Genomic DNA, 304 nt, shown 5'->3' with positions numbered 1-304 from the left:
ACTGCTGGAGAAGGTCAAGTCCGTGGAGAACGTCCGCGAGGTCTTCCGCTCCTGGCAGGAGGGCACCGTCATCCGCTCGTGGCTGCTCGACCTCGCGGTCAACGCCCTCGACCAGGACGAGCACCTCGACAAGCTCCGCGGATACGCCGAGGACTCCGGCGAGGGCCGGTGGACGATCGAGGCGGCCATCAACAACGCCGTGCCCCTGCCGGCCATCACCGCCTCGCTGTTCGCCCGGTTCGCGTCCCGCCAGGACGACTCGCCCCAGATGAAGATGATCGCGGCGCTGCGCAACCAGTTCGGC

General features: G+C 68.4%; 1 pseudogene. It reads left to right on the top strand.

The features are described 5' to 3' along the window. Positions 1-304, top strand: a pseudogene (locus tag ADL25_RS19255) (6-phosphogluconate dehydrogenase); the annotation flags it as partial.

It is taken from the genome of Streptomyces sp. NRRL F-5122 (genome assembly GCF_001507435.1).
Lineage (GTDB): Bacteria > Actinomycetota > Actinomycetes > Streptomycetales > Streptomycetaceae > Streptomyces > Streptomyces lannensis.
The sequence above is the reverse complement of the archived record's forward strand: the minus strand, read 5'-3'. Positions and strand labels throughout refer to the sequence as shown.